The sequence below is a fragment of the Mesorhizobium mediterraneum genome, from assembly GCF_002284565.1.
Classification (GTDB): Bacteria; Pseudomonadota; Alphaproteobacteria; order Rhizobiales; family Rhizobiaceae; genus Mesorhizobium; species Mesorhizobium mediterraneum.
Map to the genome: position 1 here is coordinate 165,175 of NZ_NPKI01000017.1, position 15,632 is coordinate 180,806.

18 protein-coding genes are annotated in these 15,632 nt (G+C 61.7%); 3 read left to right on the plus strand and 15 right to left on the minus strand.

Annotated features, from left to right (window positions below; genetic code table 11):
- Positions 1–37: 37 nt before the first annotated feature.
- The 3 genes from clpA to CIT25_RS14695 form a co-directional block, all read right to left on the minus strand.
- A complete protein-coding gene (gene clpA, locus CIT25_RS14685; RefSeq protein WP_095485264.1) occupies positions 38–2,506 on the minus strand; it encodes an ATP-dependent Clp protease ATP-binding subunit ClpA in 2,469 nt (822 codons plus the stop codon).
- Positions 2,507–2,512: 6 nt separating this feature from the next.
- Positions 2,513–2,839 carry an ATP-dependent Clp protease adapter ClpS gene (clpS, locus tag CIT25_RS14690; protein ID WP_036241697.1) on the minus strand — a complete coding sequence of 109 codons (327 nt, stop codon included), beginning with the start codon at positions 2,837–2,839 and terminating at the stop codon, positions 2,513–2,515.
- 296 nt (positions 2,840–3,135) lie between these two features.
- Positions 3,136–3,465: a phasin family protein gene (locus CIT25_RS14695; protein WP_095485265.1), complete on the minus strand. Its 330-nt coding sequence runs from the start codon at positions 3,463–3,465 to the stop codon at positions 3,136–3,138.
- Positions 3,466–3,795: 330 nt separating this feature from the next.
- On the opposite strand from CIT25_RS14695, the gene CIT25_RS14700 reads away from it, so the two are divergent.
- The gene (locus CIT25_RS14700; protein WP_095485266.1) at positions 3,796–5,172 is read left to right on the plus strand and encodes a D-alanyl-D-alanine carboxypeptidase; all 1,377 of its coding nucleotides are present in this window, start codon (positions 3,796–3,798) and stop codon (positions 5,170–5,172) included.
- A gap of 45 nt (positions 5,173–5,217) precedes the next feature.
- Here the strand turns inward: CIT25_RS14700 and CIT25_RS14705 are convergent, their stop codons facing one another.
- The 4 genes from CIT25_RS14705 to CIT25_RS14720 form a co-directional block, all read right to left on the minus strand.
- Positions 5,218–5,919: a DnaJ domain-containing protein gene (locus tag CIT25_RS14705; protein WP_206072951.1), complete on the minus strand. Its 702-nt coding sequence runs from the start codon at positions 5,917–5,919 to the stop codon at positions 5,218–5,220.
- Positions 5,916–6,647: a hypothetical protein gene (locus CIT25_RS14710; RefSeq protein WP_095485268.1), complete on the minus strand. Its 732-nt coding sequence runs from the start codon at positions 6,645–6,647 to the stop codon at positions 5,916–5,918. Before CIT25_RS14710 ends, CIT25_RS14705 begins: the two co-directional genes overlap by 4 nt.
- 88 nt (positions 6,648–6,735) lie before the next feature.
- A complete protein-coding gene (locus tag CIT25_RS14715) occupies positions 6,736–7,173 on the minus strand; it encodes a DUF1489 family protein (RefSeq protein WP_095485269.1) in 438 nt (145 codons plus the stop codon).
- Between the two features lie 84 nt (positions 7,174–7,257).
- Positions 7,258–8,661: an L-serine ammonia-lyase gene (locus CIT25_RS14720; protein WP_095485562.1), complete on the minus strand. Its 1,404-nt coding sequence runs from the start codon at positions 8,659–8,661 to the stop codon at positions 7,258–7,260.
- 161 nt (positions 8,662–8,822) lie between these two features.
- Between CIT25_RS14720 and CIT25_RS14725 the strand changes: the two genes are divergently transcribed.
- Positions 8,823–9,578 carry a DUF599 domain-containing protein gene (locus tag CIT25_RS14725; RefSeq protein ID WP_095485270.1) on the plus strand — a complete coding sequence of 252 codons (756 nt, stop codon included), beginning with the start codon at positions 8,823–8,825 and terminating at the stop codon, positions 9,576–9,578.
- Here CIT25_RS14725 and CIT25_RS14730 read toward each other — a convergent pair.
- The 6 genes from CIT25_RS14730 to CIT25_RS14755 all read right to left on the minus strand — a co-directional run bounded on the left by CIT25_RS14730 (position 9,515) and on the right by CIT25_RS14755 (position 14,105).
- Complete coding sequence (locus CIT25_RS14730; protein ID WP_095485271.1) at positions 9,515–10,318, minus strand: YdcF family protein; 804 nt, start codon at positions 10,316–10,318, stop codon at positions 9,515–9,517. The genes CIT25_RS14725 and CIT25_RS14730 overlap by 64 nt on opposite strands.
- Before the next feature lie 214 nt (positions 10,319–10,532).
- A complete protein-coding gene (locus CIT25_RS14735; RefSeq protein ID WP_095485272.1) occupies positions 10,533–12,098 on the minus strand; it encodes an amidase in 1,566 nt (521 codons plus the stop codon).
- The gene (locus CIT25_RS14740) at positions 12,098–12,556 is read right to left on the minus strand and encodes a GNAT family N-acetyltransferase (protein ID WP_095485273.1); all 459 of its coding nucleotides are present in this window, start codon (positions 12,554–12,556) and stop codon (positions 12,098–12,100) included. Before CIT25_RS14740 ends, CIT25_RS14735 begins: the two co-directional genes overlap by 1 nt.
- Before the next feature lie 7 nt (positions 12,557–12,563).
- Positions 12,564–12,851, minus strand: coding sequence for an Asp-tRNA(Asn)/Glu-tRNA(Gln) amidotransferase subunit GatC (gatC, locus tag CIT25_RS14745; RefSeq protein ID WP_095485274.1), 288 nt, complete (start codon positions 12,849–12,851; stop codon positions 12,564–12,566).
- 93 nt (positions 12,852–12,944) lie between these two features.
- On the minus strand, positions 12,945–13,358 hold the full coding sequence (locus CIT25_RS14750) for a hypothetical protein (protein WP_095485275.1): 414 nt from the start codon (positions 13,356–13,358) through the stop codon (positions 12,945–12,947).
- A 39-nt stretch (positions 13,359–13,397) separates the two neighbouring features.
- Positions 13,398–14,105 carry a metal-dependent hydrolase gene (locus CIT25_RS14755; protein ID WP_095485276.1) on the minus strand — a complete coding sequence of 236 codons (708 nt, stop codon included), beginning with the start codon at positions 14,103–14,105 and terminating at the stop codon, positions 13,398–13,400.
- Between the two features lie 100 nt (positions 14,106–14,205).
- Here CIT25_RS14755 and ruvX point away from each other — a divergent pair, with 100 nt between their 5' ends.
- Positions 14,206–14,691: a Holliday junction resolvase RuvX gene (gene ruvX, locus CIT25_RS14760; RefSeq protein WP_095485277.1), complete on the plus strand. Its 486-nt coding sequence runs from the start codon at positions 14,206–14,208 to the stop codon at positions 14,689–14,691.
- On the opposite strand, the gene CIT25_RS14765 is transcribed toward ruvX, so the two are convergent.
- Positions 14,658–14,969, minus strand: coding sequence for a DUF6105 family protein (locus CIT25_RS14765; RefSeq protein ID WP_077384057.1), 312 nt, complete (start codon positions 14,967–14,969; stop codon positions 14,658–14,660). The two genes, ruvX and CIT25_RS14765, sit on opposite strands and share 34 nt — an antisense overlap.
- Positions 14,969–15,547 carry a hypothetical protein gene (locus CIT25_RS14770; RefSeq protein ID WP_095485278.1) on the minus strand — a complete coding sequence of 193 codons (579 nt, stop codon included), beginning with the start codon at positions 15,545–15,547 and terminating at the stop codon, positions 14,969–14,971. Before CIT25_RS14770 ends, CIT25_RS14765 begins: the two co-directional genes overlap by 1 nt.
- Between the last annotated feature and the right edge of the window lie 85 nt (positions 15,548–15,632).

The window sequence follows — 15,632 nt, forward strand, 5'->3', positions numbered from 1 at the left end:
AAAGCCCCGTTTCCGGGGCTTTTCAGCTTTCAGGCTATCAGCCCTTGCGGGGCAGTTGCGGCACCAGGCTGCGCTTGCTGCCATCCTTGCCTTTGGGCTCCGCCTTCTGCGCGATCGCCTTTTTCGCGACGGGCTTCTTGCTGGCAGCCTTCTTGGGCTTCGGCGTGTCGTCCGGTTCTTCCTTCTTCGGCTTGACCGGCGCCTCGTCGGCGAGCGACTCGAGCTTCAGGCCGGTCTCGCCGGTCTCCTTCTTCTCGACGGTGACACGCACCGTGCCGCCCTTCTTGAGCTTGCCGAACAGCACCTCGTCGGCCAACGGCTTCTTGATGTGCTCCTGGATGACCCGGCCGAGCGGCCGCGCTCCCATGCGCTCGTCATAGCCCTTCTCGGCCAGCCAGGCGATCGCCTCCTGCGACAGGTCGAAGGTGACGCCACGCTCGGAAAGCTGGGCCTCGAGCTGCATGACGAACTTCTGCACCACCTGGTGGATGACTGGAACCGGCAGCGAGCCGAACGGGATGATCGCATCGAGACGATTGCGGAACTCCGGCGTGAACAGCCGATTGATCGCTTCGACGTCGTCGCCTTCACGCTTGGTCGAGCCGAAACCGATCGCCGCGCGCTGCGCATCCGAGGCGCCCGCATTGGTGGTCATGATCAGGATGACATTGCGGAAGTCGATCTGCTTGCCGTTGTGGTCGGTCAGCTTGCCGTGGTCCATGACCTGCAACAGAATATTGAACAGGTCCGGATGCGCCTTCTCGACCTCATCCAGCAACAGCACGCAGTGCGGATGCTGGTCGACGCCGTCGGTCAACAGGCCGCCCTGGTCGAAGCCGACATAGCCGGGAGGCGCGCCGATCAGCCGCGAGACGGTGTGGCGTTCCATATATTCCGACATGTCGAAGCGGATCAGCTCAACACCGAGCGAGGCGGCGAGCTGCTTTGCCACTTCGGTCTTGCCGACCCCGGTCGGTCCCGAGAACAGATAGGAGCCGATCGGCTTCTCCGGTTCGCGCAGGCCGGCCCGCGCCAGCTTGATCGCCGAGGTCAACGCCGTGATCGCGGTATCCTGACCGTAGACGACGCGCTTCAGCTCGATGTCGAGACCGGCCAGCACCTTCTCGTCGTCGGCGGAAACCGTCTTTGGCGGGATGCGGGCGATGGTGGCGATCGTCGCTTCGATCTCCTTGATGCCGATGGTCTTCTTGCGCTTGGCCTCCGGCACCAGCATCTGCGAGGCGCCGGTCTCGTCGATCACGTCGATCGCCTTGTCCGGCAGCTTGCGGTCGTTGATGTAGCGCGCCGACAGTTCGACCGAAGCCTTGATCGCCTCAGCCGTGTAGCGAACCTTGTGGAACTCCTCGAAATACGGCTTCAGCCCCTTCATGATCTCGATGGCGTCCTCGATGGTCGGCTCGTTGACGTCGATCTTCTGGAAGCGCCGCACCAGGGCGCGATCCTTCTCGAAGAACTGGCGGAACTCCTTGTAGGTGGTCGAGCCGATGCAGCGGATCGCGCCGGACGACAGCGCCGGCTTCAACAGATTCGACGCATCCATGGCGCCGCCCGACGTCGCCCCTGCCCCGATCACGGTGTGGATCTCGTCGATGAACAGCACCGCGCCCGGATAATCCTCGAGTTCCTTGACAACCTGCTTCAGCCGCTCCTCGAAATCGCCGCGATAGCGCGTGCCGGCCAGCAGCGTGCCCATGTCGAGCGCGAAGATGGTGGCATTGTGCAGCACTTCCGGCACGTCGCCCTCGACGATGCGCTTGGCAAGGCCTTCGGCAATCGCCGTCTTTCCGACGCCGGGGTCTCCGACATAGAGCGGATTGTTCTTCGAGCGGCGGCACAGCACCTGGATGGTGCGGTTGATCTCGGACTCGCGGCCAATCAGCGGATCGATCTTGCCGGCCTTGGCTTTGTTGTTCAGGTTGACGCAATAGGCGGTCAGCGCGTCCTGCTGCTGCTTTTTCTTGCCGCCGTCCTCTTGCGGCTCGGCGCCGTTCTGGCCGCCCTGCTCGTCGTCGGCGCCGCGCGGCGACCGCGTCTCGGATGCGCCGGGGCGCTTGGCGATGCCATGCGAGATGTAGTTGACCGCGTCATAACGGGTCATCTGCTGTTCCTGCAGGAAATAGGCGGCATGGCTCTCGCGCTCGGCGAAGATGGCAACGAGCACGTTGGCGCCGGACACTTCCTCGCGGCCGGACGACTGAACATGGATCACCGCGCGCTGGATGACGCGCTGGAAACCGGCCGTCGGCTTGGAATCCTCGTCGTAACCGGTGACGAGATTGTCGAGCTCTGTGTCGATATAGGTGAGAACCGTATGCTTCAGCTCGTCGAGATCGACGTTGCAGGCGCGCATTACCGCGGCCGCCTCGGTGTCGTCGATGAGGGCGAGCAGCAAATGTTCAAGGGTTGCGTATTCGTGGTGCCGCTCATTGGCGAGCGTCAGCGCCTGGTGAAGCGCCTTTTCCAGGCCTTGGGAGAAAGCCGGCATGTTACCTCACTTCTTCTCCATCACGCATTGCAGCGGATGCTGATTCTGTCGGGCGAAATCCATGACCTGAGACACTTTGGTCTCGGCCACCTCGAATGTATAGACCCCGCACTCGCCAACTCCATGATTGTGAACATGTAGCATGATGCGTGTGGCGGCTTCACGGTCCTTCTGGAAAAAACGCTCCAGTACGTGAACCACGAATTCCATGGGCGTGTAGTCGTCGTTGAGAATAAGGACCCGATAAAGACTAGGCTTCTTGGTCTTGGTTTTGGTGCGCGTGATGACAGCCGTGCCGCGACCGGCCTCGTTGCCGTCGCTGCCGTTTTGCATACGCACCACATCTCCTGTGGCAGTCAAACCTGTAGTCACGTAATCCTGCCTTTTTCGAATCCCCAAGCGAGTTCGACATGTAGGTGTTCGATGGACGATTTTAAGCCCTTCTGTTTAGCTGACAATATGGCTAGGTGGTCAAACTTGATGGCTAGGTGGTCAAACTTGGCCGATTTTCGAAATCGTGAAGCAGCAGAGAGCCCTGATTTCAAATTGCCACGAAAAAACCCGGCCGCGCGTTCGCGACCGGGTCTGTCTTGCAGGCCCGAGGGCCATCTTCACATTTTATAGCGAGATTATTTCGCTTTTGCGACGATTGATTCGAACGGCTTGTAGGCTTCTTTGGCGAGCTCGGCATAGAGATCGCCGATCTTGGTCGCTTCGGCGACGAAGGATTCGTAGGACTGCTTGGCAAAATCGGACTGGATCTCGATCGCCTTCTCCAGCGACTTGGCCGACAAAAGTTTCTCGGCTGCTGCACTGCCGGCTTCGAAGCTCTTCTTGGTGTACTCGCCCGCCTCCGTGGCGATGGCCTGCGCACCTTTGGAAAGGGATGCGAAGCTCTTCAAGCCGGTGTCGGCAAACTCCTTGCCGTATTTGCTGAAATCTTCATAGGTCTGGGTCATTTCACGCTCCCTTGAGGGTTGCCCTTGAACGGCGGACGCGCCCTGTTCGGGCCGCGTTGTGCAATGCAAGTAATGTATTGTGCAATGCACAAAAAGTCAATGTTCGCGGAGTACGGCGCCAGCACGCCGGCATGGCACATCGGCCCGGTCACCGGCCCAGGCACTAGCGGTGGCTAAAATTCGAATAAAGAGAAGCTCAAACCCGAAGAAAATGGTGAACGCGGCGGTTACCATAAACGGATTGGTAACGCTGACCGCGATAGCTTGGCTGGAAGTGAGGCAGGAACCTTTGCCGCCTCCAGAGCAACAAAAAATCCAAAGGAACCATCGGTGCGTCAGGCGTTGTCGGGCATTCTCTCCAAATCCTCTTTGAAAACGATCATGATCTTCGCTTTAGCGATGACATTCGTCGTCGCCGATGCTGCTTCGTCCATGGCGGCGAGGTCGGCGGCCATTGTCATCGACGCCAAGACCGGGAAGGTGCTTTATTCTTCGAATGCGGATGGTCGGCGCTATCCCGCCTCGCTCACCAAGATGATGACGCTCTACCTGGCCTTCGAAGCCCTGGCGAAGGGCAAGATCAGCAAGAACTCCCGGGTCGTCTTCTCGGCCAATGCTGCTGCCGAACCGCCGACGAAACTCGGCGTCAGACCGGGCGGCGCGATCACGGTCGAGACCGCGATCCTGTCGATGGTGACCAAGTCGGCAAACGACTCGGCAGCGGCGCTCGGCGAGCTTCTCGGCGGCAATGAAGCCAATTTCGCCCACATGATGACAGCCAAGGCACGTGCGCTGGGCATGAAGGGGACCGTTTTCCGCAACGCCCACGGCTTGCCAAATCCCGGTCAGTTCACGACCGCGCGCGACATGGCGGTGCTCGGCATCGCGCTACGGGAGCATTTTCCCCAGTACTACGGCTATTTCTCGCAGCGTTCCTTTCTCTACGGCCGCAAGCGCATCAACGGCCACAACCGCCTGCTTGGGCGCATCAAGGGCGTCGACGGCATCAAGACGGGTTACACCCGCGCCTCCGGCTACAATCTCGTTTCCTCGGTCGACGACGGCGATCGCCGCATCGTAGCGGTGATCATAGGCGGGAAATCCGGTGGCAGCCGCGACAACCAGATGGCCGAATTGATCAACACCTACATGCCGAAGGCGTCGTCACGCGGCAGCGGCATGCTGATCGCCAAGGCAGGCGGCGGCAATCCGATCACCGCGCTGGCAAAAGTGTTCCTGCCCAAGCGCGATGCGCCGACGCCGGACAGCAGGCCGGACGACGATGTCATTGCCTCGCTTGTTGAGGAAACCGAGCCGGTCGTCGAAGAAACCACCCCCGTCGTTGAGACCAGGAAGGTCAAGACGGTGGCCGTGGCCACGGCGGACGATGTGGCGACCGCACGGGTCGCAGCAGCCTATGCCGAACCCGCTTCGGTCGACCCCGTCAACACGGCATCGGTGCCGTCCGGCTGGGCGGTCCAGGTCGCCTCTTCGCCAAAACAATCCGAAGCCCAGGCTCTCCTGGACGAGACGAGCAAGCAGGCGCCTTCGATCCTCGCCGATGCCACAGGTTTCACCGTCGCCTTCGAAAAGGACGGTGTCACCTACTACCGCGCCCGGTTCGGCTTTGGTTCGAAGACTGCCGCCTGGAAAGCCTGCAACGCCCTGAAGAAAAAGAAAATCGAGTGCTACGCCGTCCAGCAGTAGACGGCGTCGAAAACATCTCCCGGAAAAATTCTGCGTCGAAGGAGACTAGTTGTGATCGGAGAGCAAGACGTCCTTGGCTTCATTGATCCGCGCCGCCAGAAAAGACGTGCCGCCGATATCGGGGTGCAGGCGCTGCATCAGGCGGCGGTGCGCCTTGCGGACATCCGCCGCGGCGGCCCCCGCTTCAAGACCAAGGATCTTGTAGGCCTCCTCCTTAGTCATGGCGCCCGAACCTGGCGAAACACCCAGCCCTTCGCCACCATTCGCCTCAGCGTCTTTGCGCCAGATGGGAAATCTGCCGTCAAGATACGTCTCTAGCAGCTGGCGGCTCTCCGGGTCGCCGGGGAGTTCGCGATAAAGCTGCTGCAATTCCGCAAGGCTCATGGTGCCGAGCATCTTGCCTTCATGCCGGCCGGCAAGCACCAGCCCCTCCAGACTGCCGGTATCGTGATCAAGCTCCATCTCAAGTGCCGCGGTACGCACCGTCGAATGCTTGCCCGGCTCCAGTTTCGCCGTCGGCCGCTTCATCCGCATGGAGCCATACCAGGCGAGCGCCGCCGACAGGATCAAGCCGCCGATGCCTTCGCGTCCGACCAGGAGCACGGCGACGCCGATCAGCGCCAACAGGACGGGCCCAAGCGTCCTCATTCCGCTGGCGAGTTTGGCAGGGTCGGCGCGGAGAAAGACCGTGACCACGCCGAGCAGCACCAAAAGCAACGCCACGAATGCGATAATCGCGCCCATCATTTCCTGCCGCCCCGCAGATGCTCGATCATCAGCCGGTCTTCCGCCCTGCCCCTGGCCTCCAGTGCCTTCAGCCCGCCGGTCGCAAACACGGCGACCGCCGAGAGCAGGCTGGCCAAGGTTGCGCCAGCCCGTCGATCAAATCGGAACCAAGCTCCTTTGGACAGCCGCGCAATTTCCTTGAACGCCTTTTCTGCGCCGGAATCATGGCCCTCCTGAAAGACGAAGACAGGAACGCCGTGCAGGCCCAGGCTGCCGGCCTTTTCCGCCAGATCGTCTATATTTTCTTCCATCGCATCGCCGATATAGACCAACGCGTTGACCTTGGCCGCAGCAGTCTGTTTCAGCGTATGGGCGAGGACCTTGCCGATCTGGGTGTGTCCGCTGCGGCAATCGATCCTCGTCATCAACTGTTTCAGCGCCTCCGTATCGCTGACGAATGCGGATGAGCGGCACTCGCCAAGGCCCCGAAAATAGACCAGTTGAACCTTGAGCGCTCCGGCCTTGCCGACCGCGTCGAACATCTCGCCCTGCAGCGCACAGGCGAGATCCCAGGTCGGCTGACGGCTCATCGTCGCGTCGAGTGACAGAATGAGCCTGCCAGAACCGGTCGCGGATGCTGCGAGCGTTTTTGCCTGACGGATAAAGGCGTCGATCTCGCCGGTGCTCGATTGGGGCTCGACCGGCGCAGGATTGGCCTTGGCGGGCACGGGCTGCTTCTTGTCGCTCATGACATTCAAGATGTGGCGTTGTCGCACAGCTTGCAAGCCCAGATGAGGCGACCTGGAGGGCCAGCGGCAGCTTTGAATTTGGGCCTTCCTAGAGAAGGCCGAGATCGGCAAGCTCGCGCCTGAGTTTCGGCGGCATCTCGACCAGCCCCGCTTTGCCCTTACCGAGATCGGCCGGTGCGTCCGACGGTTTCAGGTAGCGCCAGCCTTGAAAGGCCCGGCGCGGCTGCCAGTCGGTGCGCACGACCACAGGATCGAGCATCAGGTGACAGCGGCCAATGCCGTCATCATCGGTGAAAGGGCGGATTTCGGTGATCAACTGGCGGCACTGCACATTGCCCTTGATCACCCAGTAGAGGGAACCGCCATCGGTGACCTCGGCGCCGCGCGTCGGCATCATGCGTGTGGTGTGGTAATGCTCGGCCGGCTCGCCGGCGCGCCGCCGTTCGTCGAGGCGGAAGGCGATCCACTCTTCGAGATCTTCGACGCTGTCGCAGCCGACACAGAGCTTTATGATATTGAGAGACATGGATTAAGGTTTAGTCCTGCGCGCGAAGGCGTCAACGGCCTGGTCGACTTTCTCCACAGTGCCAATCCATGGTGCAAGGTTGGCTCAGCACTCCACGATATTGACGGCCAGTCCGCCGAGGCTGGTTTCCTTGTATTTCTCGTTCATGTCGAGGCCGGTCTGGCGCATGGTCTCGATCGCGGCATCAAGCGGCACGAAATGAACGCCGTCGCCCTTGATGGCCAGCGACGCGGCAGTCACCGCCTTGACGGCACCGAGCGCATTGCGCTCGATGCAAGGCACCTGCACCAGTCCGCCAACCGGATCGCAGGTCATGCCGAGATGATGTTCGAGCGCGATCTCGGCGGCGTTCTCGACCTGCTCCGGCGTGCCGCCCATGACGGCGCACAGCCCCGCCGCCGCCATCGCCGAGGCCGAACCGACCTCGCCCTGGCAGCCGACTTCGGCGCCTGAGATCGAAGCGTTGGTCTTGATGATGCCGCCGATCGCCGCCGCGGTCAGCAGGAAATCGCGGATACTTGGTTGGTCGGCCTCGGGATGGAAATGCAGCCAGTAGCGCAGCACCGCGGGCAGCGTGCCTGCAGCACCATTGGTCGGCGCGGTGACGACGCGCCCGCCGGCGGCGTTCTCCTCGTTCACCGCCATGGCATAGATCGACAGCCAGTCATTCGCGAGCAGCGGGTTGGGCCGGTTCTGCCGCCACTGCTCTTGCAGCTTGTCATGCAATTGCCGCGCGCGTCGGCGCACCTTCAGTCCGCCCGGCATGATGCCGTCCTGCGACAGGCCGCGTTCGATGCAGCTCTTCATGGCGCTCCAGATGCCGTCAAGACCGGCGTCGAGCTCCTCGCGCGACATCTGCGTCTCTTCGTTGACGCGCTTCATGTCGGCGATGGAAAGGCCGCTTTTCGCCGCCATCGACAGCATCTCGACGGCATTCTTGAAGGGGTATGGAACCTTCTTGCCTTCCGTCGTCACCGAGCCCTTCGCCTTCATACGCTGCAGCTCCTCCTCCGAAACCACGAAGCCGCCGCCGATCGAATAATAGATACGCTTGAGCAGCAGCCGGTCGTCGGCATCATAGGCGGAGAAAGCCATGCCGTTGGCATGGCCGGAAAGCGGCGTCTTGCGATCCAGCACCAGATCCGTTGCCGGGTCGAAGCGGTAGGAGGGATGGCCGGGCGGTGAAATCCGCTTCTCGGCAGCGATGCTGGCGACGATTCCATCCGCCTGATCGGGGTCCACCGTCTGGGGCGTCTGGCCGGCAAGGCCGAGCACGACGGCACGGTCGGAACCATGGCCGATGCCGGTATAGGCGAGCGAGCCGTGCAGGCTGGCGGCGATGCGGTCGACCCGGGCGCCGGCCGGGCGCGGCCAGTCATCTCCCGCGATCTCGTCGAGGAAACGCCGCGCAGCCGTCATCGGTCCCATCGTGTGCGAACTCGATGGTCCAATACCGATCTTGAACAGGTCGAAAACCGAAAGGAACACGCGCCGCTCTCTCCTATTGGAATTTACATATAGGAATTCCTGTGATGTTTCCGCTCTTTCGAAGATCGCGGCGCTGCACCTGCCGACCTTGTTTGCTCCGGCAGCGACATCGTTGCGTTCCGCCATCGAAGCGGCACCACCGCTTGTGGTAAAAGGGTCGCATGGGCGATTCCTTCCATTTGTCGACGGCAGACCTCGTGGCGCTGGCCTTCTTCCTTTTCGTATGGGTGCTGCATACGCTCGCCTCCGACGGAAAGCTGGTCAGCCGCATGTCGCTGACGACGGCGATGAACGTGCAGCGTGAAGCCTGGATGCGGACCATGGCCGAACGCGAGATTCGCATTGTCGACACCGCCATCATGGCAGGTCTTCAACAGGGAACCGCCTTTTTCGCCTCCAGCTCGCTGATTGCGATCGGCGGCTGTTTCGCCCTGCTCGGTGCCTCCGATCAGGTTGTTTCGGTGCTGAGCAACCTGCCGCTCGGCGCGACATCATCCCGCTCCGCCTTTCAGATGAAGGTGTTCGGATTGGTGCTGATCCTGGCCTATTCCTTCTTCAAGTTCGGCTGGGCCTACCGGCTGTTCAACTACTGCTCGATTCTGATCGGCGCGGTGCCGATCCCGCATGGCGAAGCCTCACGCAACCCGGTCAGCGAGACGGCGGTATGGCGGGCGGCGCGCATGAACATGCTGGCCGGAAAACACTTCAATTCCGGCATGCGCGGTGTGTTCTTCTCGATCGGCTATCTCGGCTGGTTCGTCGATCCAAGGGTGTTCGTGCTGTCGACGCTGTTGTTGCTGGCGGTTCTGGTACGTCGCCAGTTCTTCTCGGCGGCGCGGCAAGCCGTGATCGGTCAGCCGCCCGAGCCGACACCCGGTCCGGGGAAAAGCCGATCGATGCGGCCCGACAGCCAATAGGTGACGAGCCCTATCCATTCACGGACCGCCGTGGTGGTGACCTCCAACCCGTTGTAAGGGGGAAGCGTGGCTATGTTTTCCTTACCGGAGGTCATGTAGTCGACCGGCCACGCAACGGTCGGAAAACCTGCTTTGTCGAACAGCGCCGTGGCCCGCGGCATGTGGAAGGCCGAGGTCACCAGCAGCCAGGTCTCGCCCGGTTTCGGCGTCACCAATTCCCTGGTGAAGATTGCGTTCTCGTAGGTGTTGCGGGATTTGTTCTCGAGGACCAGCCGATCGGCCGTCACGCCAAGCGCAGTGAGCAGGCGCGGGCCTGTGTCCGCATCGCCCTCACCTGCGGTCATCATCTCAACGGTGCCGCCGGAGATGACGATTTTCGCAGTCGGAAAACGCCGTGCCAGTACGGCCGCCTCGACGATCCGGTCGCCAGCGCCATTGATTTCATAGCCGCCACGCACGGCATTGATGGGGCTCTCCAGACCGCCGCCCAGCACAATGATACCATCAACCTTTTCCGGCAGCGGCGGCTTGGGGAAGCGATCTTCCAGCGGACTGATCATTATTGCGCCGAGCTCCGTCCATTTCGAAAGCGCAAGAATGAGAACGGCAAGGACGGTGCCGGCGGTGGTCCATCGTCGCCGTCCGAACATCGCCGCCACCAGCCCCGCCAGCAACAGGAAGATTGCAAAATTCAACGGCTGGACAAAGAACCAGAGCAATTTGGAAAGATAGAAGAACATCCCTCACCCCCACATCGGCCCAAATCGGAATCGATTCTCGGAAAGCACGATGCGCAGATTCAACGTGCTAGAGCGTACTTTGTGCGTCCAAGTGGACGCACGTCGCTCTAATGCATACCGCTCCATAAGCACGTGGCGCTTTTAGAGTAACGACATGCATAAACCAGGACCAAAGCGCCCCGCATCATTCAAATGCGATGCCTAAGGGACGACACTACCACCACTTTTCCGGCTGGAACGTACCCGCCGCCTGTTCGATGACGTGGGCGGTCTGGAACAAGGTTTCCTCATCGAAGGGCCGGCCGATGAGCTGCAGGCCGAGCGGCAGGCCCTTGGCGTCAAGCCCTGCGGGCACGGCGATGCCCGGCAGTCCGGCCATGTTCACCGTCACCGTAAAGATGTCATTGAGGTACATTTTGACTGGGTCGGCGGCCATGTCCTCGTCGGCGATGCCAAAAGCCGCCGACGGCGTCGCCGGCGTCAGGATGACGTCGACGCCCGCCGCGAATGCATTTTCGAAATCCCGCTTGATGAGGTTCCGCACCTTCTGCGCCTGCAGATAGTAGGCATCGTAGTAGCCGGCGGAGAGCACATAAGTGCCGATCATGATGCGGCGCTTGACCTCGCGGCCGAGGCCGGCGGCGCGGGTCCTCTCGTACATGTCGACGATGTCCTTGCCCGGCACCCGCAACCCGTAGCGGACGCCGTCATAGCGGGCGAGGTTCGACGAGGCTTCGGCAGGCGCAACGATGTAATAGGCCGGCAGCGCATATTTCGTATGCGGGAGCGAAATGTCGACGATCTCGGCGCCGGCATCTTTCAGCCAGGCAATACCCTTCTGCCACAGCGCCTCGATCTCCTCGGGCATGCCGTCGACGCGGTATTCCCTGGGGATGCCGATCTTCATGCCCTTGATCGGCTTGCCGATCGCCGCCTCGTAATCCGGCACCGGCCGGTCGACCGAGGTGGTGTCCATCGGATCGACCGAGGCCATGGATTTCAAGAGGATCGCGGCATCACGCACATCGCGGGCGATCGGTCCGGCCTGGTCGAGCGACGAAGCGAAGGCGACGATGCCCCAGCGCGAGCAGCGGCCGTAGGTCGGCTTGATGCCGACCGTGCCGGTGAAGGCGGCGGGCTGGCGGATCGAGCCGCCGGTGTCCGTGGCCGTGGCGCCGGCACATAGAAACGCGGAGACAGCCGAGGCCGAGCCGCCTGACGAACCGCCCGGCACCAGCTGGGCGTTGTCCAGCGTGCGCGCGGTCCTGGTGCCGCCGGCCGAGACGAAACCGCCATCGCCCTGATGCGTGGTCGGCATCACCACCGTATCGAGCCGCGAACGCCGCCACGGATTGACCACGGGGCCGTAATAGGAGGTCTCGTTGGACGAGCCCATGGCGAACTCGTCCATGTTGAGCTTGCCGAGCATCACGGCGCCGTCGGCCCACAGATTGGCGGTGACGGTCGATTCGTAGTGCGGCTTGAACCCATCCAGCACATGGCTGCAGGCCTGGGTGTGAATGCCTTCGGTGCCGAACAGGTCCTTGATCCCGAGCGGAATGCCTTCGAGCGACCCGCCCTCGCCCTTCGCCAGCTTCGCGTCCGAGGCCTTGGCCATGTCGCGCGCCTTGTCGTCGGTGACCACGACATAGGCGTTGAGCGCCGGATTGGCCCGCTCGATCGCATAGAGATAGGCTTCGGTGATCTCGGTTGCGGTGATTTCCTTGGCGCGCAGCTTGGCGCGGGCCTGCGAAATCGTCAGGTGGGTCAGGTCGCTCATCAGGCAAGGCTCTTTTCGTAAAACACCGACCACTCGGAATGGGGATAGTCCAGCACCGGGCCGCAGCGCGAGAATCCGGCGCGTTCATAAACGGTCCACGCAGCCGGATGGCGGTCGCCCGTTTCCAGCACCAGACGCTTCAGCCCTTCATTGCGCGCCAACGCCTCGATCCGCTCGACGATCTTGGCGCCGATCTTCTGTCCACGATGCGACGGCCGCGTGTACATGCGCTTGATCTCGCCGACAGCGGCATCGTGGCGCTTCAGTGCGCCGCAGCCGATGGCAAGGCTGCTGTCACGGGCGATGAAGACAGTCGTGTCGTTGTCGGCCATCTGCTCGACGGTCATGTGGTAGCAGTGCTCCGGCGGTGTCAGTTCGAGCAGCGTGGCGTTGAGTTCCTCGACCAACCCGCGCACATCGTCCTGCAGCGGCGTCTCGATGGCGATATCGATTGCCATCGGCCCGCTACTCCACGACCTTCGGCACCAGGAAGAAATTCTCTTCGGTAGCCGGCGCGTTGGCGACGATGTCGGCCGCCTTGCTGCCGTCGGTGACGACGTCCTGGCGCTTCTTCATCTCCATCGGGGTCACCGAAGTCATCGGCTCGACGCCGGACACGTCGACCTCGTTTAGCTGCTCGACAAAGCCCAGAATGGCGTTCAACTCGCCGGTCATGCGCTCGGCATCCTCCTCGCTCACCGCAATGCGGGCGAGACGCGCGACGCGCTTCACAGTCAGAAGATCAACGGACATATTTGTTTGTGCCTCGGGAAAACCAGTCCGCGCTATAGCGGCGCGGCGCGTGCCGCGCAACATGCATCGTGCCGAGAACCGGGACCGTAAGGTCTATGGCAGGGCCACGCCGTCGCAGAGGAAATAGCTGCCGCTGTTGCTGCCCCCTTCGCTTTCGTCTTCCGCAGATCGGACCGAAACCAGATCGATCTGCTTCGCGTTCATTTGCGTTACGGAGAGAACGTCCGGAAAGACGTGGCCGGGCTCCTGGCATATGGCTGTCACCGCCCAGCTCGGCGAGAGCGTCGCCTTGGTGATCTGAAGGAACTCGCAATCGTATTCGACGCTTTGCAGGCCACGCGCCGAGAGCACAATGTTGCCAGCGTCGATCAGCGACTGCAGTGTGTCCTTCCTGGCCTGCGCACAAAGATCCTCGGACTGGAGATAGACGCCTTCGATGAAGTCCTCCGCGGCGGACGCCGGGGAAGCCACAGAAACAGAAATGAAAAGAAAGCCCCTCAAAACCATGTTTTCACTCCATTTTGACGCCTTATACCTAGCGTCTTCCTACAAGCTAATCGTCTCGCCGATCTTCGGCAATGCCACTTTCACGTCCGATCCATCCATCCCCGCCACGAACTTTTCGGCAGTCTGATCGATGATCGGGAACGTGCCGAAGTGACTGGGGATGACAGTCTCGAACTGAAAGAAGCGCCGGCAGGCAAGGGCTGCTACCGCGCCACCCATGGTGAAGCGGTCACCGACCGGCACGATCCCGATCTTCGGCTCGTGCAACTCGTTGATCAGCGCCATGTCCGAAAAGATGTCGGTGTCGCCCATGTGATAGAGCGTCTTGTCTTCCGGGAAATGCAGAACGAGCCCGCCCGGATTGCCGAGGTAGGTGTTCTGGCCATTGTCGCGTGGAAACGACGATGAATGGAGCGCCTGGACGAAGGTGGTGGTGAAACCGCCGCAATCCACGGTGCCGCCGATATTGCCGGGATTGATCTTCTTGTCGCTGGCGCCCTGGCCGACCAGATACATGCAAAGCTCGAAATTGGCGACCAGCATGGCGCCGCTTTTCCCAAGCACTTCCAGCGCACCGCTGATGTGGTCGCTATGGCCGTGGGTCAAAAGGACATGCGTGACCCCTTCCGCCGGTCCTTCCCAGCCGCCCGTCCATGACGGATTGCCGACCAGATAGGGATCGATGAGGATTTTCGCGTCGGCGGTTTCGACGCAAAATGCGGAATGTCCGTACCAGGTCAGTTTCATGAATGCTTTCCTCGATTTTTGCTTCGGCAAAGGATAGAACGCCGGCACTAAAATTAAAGTCCCACAGCGTCCTTTGCGACGTGTAATCCAAGGAAAGCCGTTGAGCATCATCACCATCGAAGAGTTGCCGGCGCGGCTCAGCGGCGGCAAGACGCTGGCCGGGCTCGACCTCGGCGACAAGACCATTGGCGTGGCGGTTTCCGACCGGGGCTTTGCCTTCGCCCATCCGCGCCCCGTCATCATGCGCAGGAAATTCTCGCTGGATGCAGCTGTGCTGCTCGCCTTGCTGCAGAAAGAGAATGTCGGCGCCGTGGTGCTCGGCCTGCCGATCAACATGGACGGGTCAGAAGGTCCGCGTGCCCAGAAATCCCGCGCCTTCGCCCGCAACATGGCTGGTATGACCGACCTGCCCTTCGTTTTATGGGACGAGCGACTGTCGACGGTGGCGGCTGAGCGGACATTGATCGAGATGGATTTTTCGCGCCGCAAACGCGCCGGCAAGATCGATTCGGCCGCGGCAGCGTTTATCCTGCAGGGCGTTCTCGACCGGCTTCAGGCGCTCGGCGTCGATGCCTGGTCGAAATAACGGTCGCGCATTATCCTGATCCAGCCACCGATCACCCGGCGGCGGCGAAACGCCCAAAACGCCATCAGCAGCAGACTGTCGAGGATGCAGGCCTTTGCCACCATGCCAGGAATGAGCGCCGGATCAATGCCAAGCATTTCCCCATAGAGCTGGAAAACCAGGTCATGCAATTGGCGGCTCAGCATGACATAGCCGAAATTGATGTCGTTGAGCGACAGGAAGAACCAGCCCCAGAACAGAGCGAGCGGTGCCGCCCATAGCGCGAACAAGGTGCGCATCAGCGGCCATCCCTCAAGTTCGTGTCCGGCCTCAAGTTTGTGTCCGGCCGGCCGGAAATGCGCGAAAGCGCCGAGTTGTGCGCCGCCGCCTTCGCCATCACATGCGCTGCGGCACGGATTTCGCCGGTGCCCGGATCCGCTGCGGCAAAAGCCGACCGCCGCTCTGCGAGCATGGCGACATAGGAAGCCAGCAATGCCGCCAGCTGCACCGCGACGACCATGAACAGCCCGTTGATGCCTTGCGCGGCGCCGCCGACCACGATCAGCGACAGCACGCCGGAAGCGGAGATGAAGGCGACCCGCACAACGCTGTCGGTGGCGTCCGGATTTGTCGGGACGCTGAATAGAGACTCGACAAAAGCCCAGCAGAACAGCACCGCGACGACAAGCAGCGCCACGGCAAGCGGCGCCACCACGATGGCATTTTCGAGGTCGACGAAGCGGGTGTCCTGGACGGCAACGCCGAGCACGCCAAGCGCTGCAGCAACACCGCGATTTCCGTCGATGCAGATGAACGCCAGCAGGGCGAAAACGACCGCCCAGTGCAAGGCCAGAAAGGAGCTCAATATGTGCCGCATGGCGTTCCTGCTTCAGTAAACAGGACAGTGGGCTTTGCGGCTTGCGACCGCAATGGAAACCATTTGTTAAGGTTAACGGCTTTCC